This is a genomic window from Methanobrevibacter sp. (assembly GCF_017432245.1).
In the GTDB taxonomy this organism is placed as follows: Archaea; Methanobacteriota; Methanobacteria; order Methanobacteriales; family Methanobacteriaceae; genus Methanobrevibacter.
The window spans coordinates 1-5,175 of the sequence record NZ_JAFRJO010000063.1 but is presented as its reverse complement, the minus strand read 5'-3'; the positions used below and the strand labels follow the sequence as shown (position 1 = coordinate 5,175).

Here is a 5,175-nt window from a genome sequence, read left to right as displayed (position 1 = left end):
TATCAATGCTAGTGTGGAAGCTTATGTTGATGGTGTAAACAGAGGGCTTGAGAACAATCATTTTTCCTTGGATAAAAAGCAAACAAAGAAGAATAAAAAATAAACTAATTTTTAAATTATTTTTTTAATTTTAATCATCTAATTATTTTAATTTTTATAATATAACATTATAGAGCGATAAAATGAATGAATACGATAAGGAATTGGCTAATTTGGATAATGTTGAAATATTAGGATTCACTGGAGAAATAGAAAGCATTCCTAAAACATTGGAACAAGTTGAAACCATTAGAAACAGCTGTTGTGACGTTGGAATTATTCAGCTTATGAATGCAGATGCAATAGCTGGAAAGGAACATCTCAAGCAAGGTGTTATCCATGCAATCAATGCATTCAAAAGGGGAGACAATTTAGCTAAGGATTTAGGTATTGAAATATTAATCAGAACTTCTGCCCAAAGACAAATTTCCAAGGCATTTGACATACTTGGTCTTGAAGAAGGTAAGATGAATATAGCGGTTGTTCTAATCGATTGTCCAGATTACTTTATCGATGAATTATCTTGCATGTTTGTAAGGAATGATGCTGTTTTTGAAGCTGACGAATCAATATTATTAGACTTATATGATATTCCTGAAAAAGAGTTAAAGAACATGCATATAACTGACATATTAATTGATAAAACTACTAGATTAATAGTGGATCATTGAAAAAGAGTAATGAAAAAATTAAAAAAATTTTAAAAAACCTATTTTTATTAATTATCAAAGCACTTTAAAGTTTTGATGATTTCATCCAAATTATCTTGGCTCAAACATCCAATATCCAAATTCTTAATCTCCAAAGCAACTGCTTTTTCTTTGAGTCTATTGTAATTAGGACATTTGGTAATCATTCCATGACTGTCTAAAACAAATTCCTGACGTAATTTATAGGATAATGATTTAGGATCTTCTGTTTCTAATATTACATTAATTCCTCTTTTATCCTTGTGGAATACATTGAAACTTGTTTTTTCTTCAATAGCTTCCTTAAGATATGAGCATGCATCAACAGTCTTTTTAAGGTTATCTTTAGCGAAATTCAATTCATTATATATTCCACATGCAGTGATGTTGCTTGCATTATTTGTTTTTAAAAGAAGCTTTGACTTTTCAAACAATTTGTCATCATTAGTTGTTATAAATCCACCGTCTTCAACATTCACTATCTTTGGAGAGCCTGTAGATACAATTATAACATCTGAATAATCTCCATTTGCCAATCTGTTCTCATAATCTCCAATAGCTCCTGATGCATCTTCCACAACAAGAATATTGTTCTTATGGGCAAAATCACATATCGCCTTCAAGTCCTGCTCAGCAGTATAAGCTGCAAAACTTGTTAAAAATAGAGCAGATTTATTATTTTCATCATCCAAATCAATCATGTTATTTTCAGATGCTGCGATAATTGATTCATTAAGATTATCTAAATCAATCAATCCTTTATTAGTCTTTACAGTGATTAAATCCTTATTTAAGAAATTAGCTATTTGCTTAAATCCATTCCATGCTCCTTGATCTGGAATTAGAATAGCACCATCAATTGAATTCATAGCAGATAAAATAGCTGAATTGCCACTACTGACTAAATTAGCATAATGATGATTAGTGATATTGACTAATTTCTCTTCAGCCATACTGTGATAATCATGATTATCCTCACCACTAGCCACTTTAGACATAGCATTTTGAGTTTCCTTTGATGGTTTTTTAAATTTAAGATTCATATTTATACCTAATATCAAGTTATTGTTGTAAATCTGGGGATTTCTTAAAGAAGGAATCCAATGTTGTCTGCTTTGAATGCAATAATTCCTTTAGCAAATTGCTCTGCTTTACATATTTGCTTATTGGAAGTTGCAGTTTAGTTCCACAATAAACAAGAGCTTCCTTCAATGATTCAAACTCCTTATAATCTCCATTCATTGCATACTTAATATTCTCCCTTACATTAAACACTCCAAGGGGAACATATCCTGAATAAGCTTCCCTAAGTATGATAACACCTGATTGAAGCTTAAGCTTGGCTAATTTATCAAGAACAGCCATCTTTGCAGAGTAATAGCATCCACCTACACAGGAATACTCTGTCTTATCACTGTTAGTTTCATAATCTGAAAACATCATTTCCTCTCCACCCATGACTTTAATGAATGCCTCAAACCATTCATACTGCCATTCGGTAGGAGTTAAGATGATTGCATAATAGTTGTTCAAACTGGAAAACTCATAGACTCTATGAGAATCCATAATATCATAATGCCTTACTTCCTTTAATAAGCTGTCTGCAATTGTACTGTCACAAGCTGTAATGGACCATCTTGTCGGAACCAATCTTCGATTCTTCTTAAGACCAAATGCGCCAACAGAGAAAGCCTTTTGCATAGCTGAAAAAGGAACATCCTTATTATGAAGATTCATTACCGCTTCACGAGCCTTTAAATCAGTGTCATAAAAGCTTTTTTCAAGTTGCTTATCCCATCTAACTGCGTCAATATCAAACTTTTCAATTATTGCACTTGGACCATGAGGAGTAATCTCTTCATTGAAACTGGCACCAACAGGCTTTGAACCAAAAGTAGCTTCACTGTCAATTGATTTTGATGCAAGGGAAATGTCCTGCAATTTTTCAACAAAAGGATTTTCCAAATCCTTAATATCTATCAATTGCTTTCCACGAACAAGATTCATACGGTATGTAATGATATCCTCTTGGGACTTATTGTTTGCAATCCATTGCTCTGGGGAGTCCATAATGTAAGTATCTCCCAGTTGAGGAACCATCATTGGTCCAGCATACACTTTAGGATAGCTCCAACGGCCTATAAAAACAGATGGTGGTGTACTTCCATCTAAGTCCTTTCCTACATCAACTGAATTCATCTTGATCTTTTCAGTTAATTTCTCCAAATAAGCGTTTTTAGTAGTCTTAGATGTTCTCATAATAATACCTTGAATAAAATAAATGATGATGATTTTTATAAGTGATTTTAATTAGTGATTTAAAATGATAAAAAATAAAATAGTTAAAATTAGTTTTAAAAACTAACTTAACTTAAATTAAGAGAATTACAGTTAATTTATTAGAAAATTAACAAAATTCTATGGTACTAGGTGGCTTGTCACTAATGGATAAAGCAACATGTGTAACTTCAGAAACTTCAGAGGTGATTCTTCTGGAAATGGTTCTGATTACATCCCAAGGCATTTCAGGGACAGTTGCAGTCATTGCATCAATTGAACTGATCAATCTGATTACAATGAGATAACCAAAGTCTCTTTCATCACCTTTTACACCAGTTACTTTAGTGTCTGTAAGTACAGCGAAATATTGCCATAATTCCTTGTCCAAACCAGCTTTTTCCACTTCTTCTCTTACAATAGCATCTGCAGCTCTACAAACAGCTAAATTATCTCTTGTTAAAGCTCCAACAACTCTTACACCAAGTCCTGGACCTGGGAAAGGTTGTCTTTGTACAATACTATCAGGAAGACCTAATTCTCTTCCGACTTCTCTTACTTCATCTTTATATAAGTCTCTAACAGGTTCAACTACTTTTAAAACCATACCACTTGGCAATGCCATGTTGTGGTGAGTCTTGATTTCACCTTCAGTTTCAATCCAATCAGGAGCAATGGTACCTTGAACTAAGTATTTAGCATCAACTGCTTGTGCTTCTCTTTCAAAGACTTCAATGAATACTCTTCCAATGATTTTCCTTTTCTCTTCAGGATCATCCACACCTTCAAGTTCGGATAAAAATTCATCAGATGCATCCACATACTTGAAGTTAAGTCTTTCTTCAAAAACAGCACAAACCTGTTCCGCTTCTCCCTCTCTAAGTAAACCATGGTTAACAAAAATTGCGGTTAAATTATCACCAATAGCTTCTTGTGTAAGAACTGAACAGACAGAACTGTCAACTCCACCGGATAATGCTATAATAGTTTTTTCATCACCGATTTCATCTTTGATTTTAATAATAGCATCTTCAATAAATTCTTTTGGGCTTAACATAAAAATACCTTAAAATACATTAAATTATTATTTAAGCAATGCAAACGATTTATTCAAAATTTTCGATAAATTCCATAATGATAGCTTCTAAACCTTCGTCTTTGCCATCCATTACAGCATCCATCATGTCTTCATATTTGACATATTTTTCAATTTTAATAGCTTTTTCACCAATACCAGTGATTCTGAAATCTTGTTCTCCATCACCGATAGGAATACTGATGTTTTTGAATTTTAAGTTAGCTTTATTGTCAATTGCTTTTTTCTTGAAATCATCTAAATTATCAAACATTTTATCAACCCTTTTTTAAAAATTAAATATAAAATAAATATAATCCTAAAATCTTTTTCTTTTTAATTTACTCATTTCCTATAATTCTGACAAATTTCAAAAAAATTCTTAAAGATGAATTCCCCTTTAGGGGTATGATGAACCTCTGGATGGAATTGAATTCCGTAAATCTCTTTTTCCTTATGTTTCATGGATTCTATATCACAAAGAGATGAATTTGCAATTATATCAAATTCTTCAGGAAGAGTATGAACTTCATCTTTATGAGAACTCCAAACATCAAGAGGGGATTCAAGGCCTTTAAAGAGATTGGAAGTATCTAAAAGATTAATTTTTACTTGAGCATAACTTTCAGTGTCTGAAGTGGAAACTTCTCCACCAAATGTTTTAGCTATTAACTGATGACCTAAACAAATGCCAAGAATTGGAATATCAAAGTGTTTAATATATTCTGCAGCATTCCCCACATCATCTATAGAAGGGCCTCCACCTAAAATTAAACCAATAGGATCCTTTGCTTCAATTTCTTCAATAGATAAATCATTGCTGACTAACTGTGAAGGAATATTAAGGTATTGTAAGCTTCTTTGGATTCTGTGATTGTATTGCCCTTTGTTATTAATAACTAAAATTGTCATATAATCTCTCAAAATCATTTTTACGAGTAAATGCTTTGTATAATATCATATTAAAGCTAAAAAATAAATGAATTTATTAACTTAATAGTTATATAATATTATATTAATTTAATATATATTTAATATAATATATAAAGTTACTACATTTAAATTACTACTTTTTAATCAATGTTAAATTACTTA

The 5,175-nt window shown here is 31.6% G+C and carries 6 protein-coding genes; 1 reads left to right on the top strand and 5 read right to left on the bottom strand.

Translation table 11 applies throughout. The features are described from left to right. The first annotated feature begins 182 nt into the window (after positions 1 to 182). The gene (cgi121, locus tag IJI80_RS05440) at positions 183 to 710 is read left to right on the top strand and encodes a KEOPS complex subunit Cgi121 (protein WP_292788311.1); all 528 of its coding nucleotides are present in this window, start codon (positions 183 to 185) and stop codon (positions 708 to 710) included. A gap of 47 nt (positions 711 to 757) precedes the next feature. On the opposite strand, the gene IJI80_RS05435 is transcribed toward cgi121, so the two are convergent. The 5 genes from IJI80_RS05435 to IJI80_RS05415 form a co-directional block, all read right to left on the bottom strand. Then, positions 758 to 1,771, bottom strand: coding sequence for a DegT/DnrJ/EryC1/StrS family aminotransferase (locus IJI80_RS05435; protein ID WP_292788310.1), 1,014 nt, complete (start codon positions 1,769 to 1,771; stop codon positions 758 to 760). A 19-nt stretch (positions 1,772 to 1,790) separates the two neighbouring features. Then, positions 1,791 to 2,987 carry an Nre family DNA repair protein gene (locus tag IJI80_RS05430; RefSeq protein WP_292788309.1) on the bottom strand — a complete coding sequence of 399 codons (1,197 nt, stop codon included), beginning with the start codon at positions 2,985 to 2,987 and terminating at the stop codon, positions 1,791 to 1,793. A gap of 148 nt (positions 2,988 to 3,135) precedes the next feature. Further along, positions 3,136 to 4,062 carry a glutamine-hydrolyzing GMP synthase gene (gene guaA / locus IJI80_RS05425; protein WP_292788308.1) on the bottom strand — a complete coding sequence of 309 codons (927 nt, stop codon included), beginning with the start codon at positions 4,060 to 4,062 and terminating at the stop codon, positions 3,136 to 3,138. A 49-nt stretch (positions 4,063 to 4,111) separates the two neighbouring features. Next, the gene (locus tag IJI80_RS05420; protein ID WP_292788306.1) at positions 4,112 to 4,354 is read right to left on the bottom strand and encodes a hypothetical protein; all 243 of its coding nucleotides are present in this window, start codon (positions 4,352 to 4,354) and stop codon (positions 4,112 to 4,114) included. A gap of 71 nt (positions 4,355 to 4,425) precedes the next feature. Next, the gene (locus tag IJI80_RS05415) at positions 4,426 to 4,992 is read right to left on the bottom strand and encodes a GMP synthase subunit A (protein WP_292788304.1); all 567 of its coding nucleotides are present in this window, start codon (positions 4,990 to 4,992) and stop codon (positions 4,426 to 4,428) included. Positions 4,993 to 5,175 lie beyond the last annotated feature (183 nt).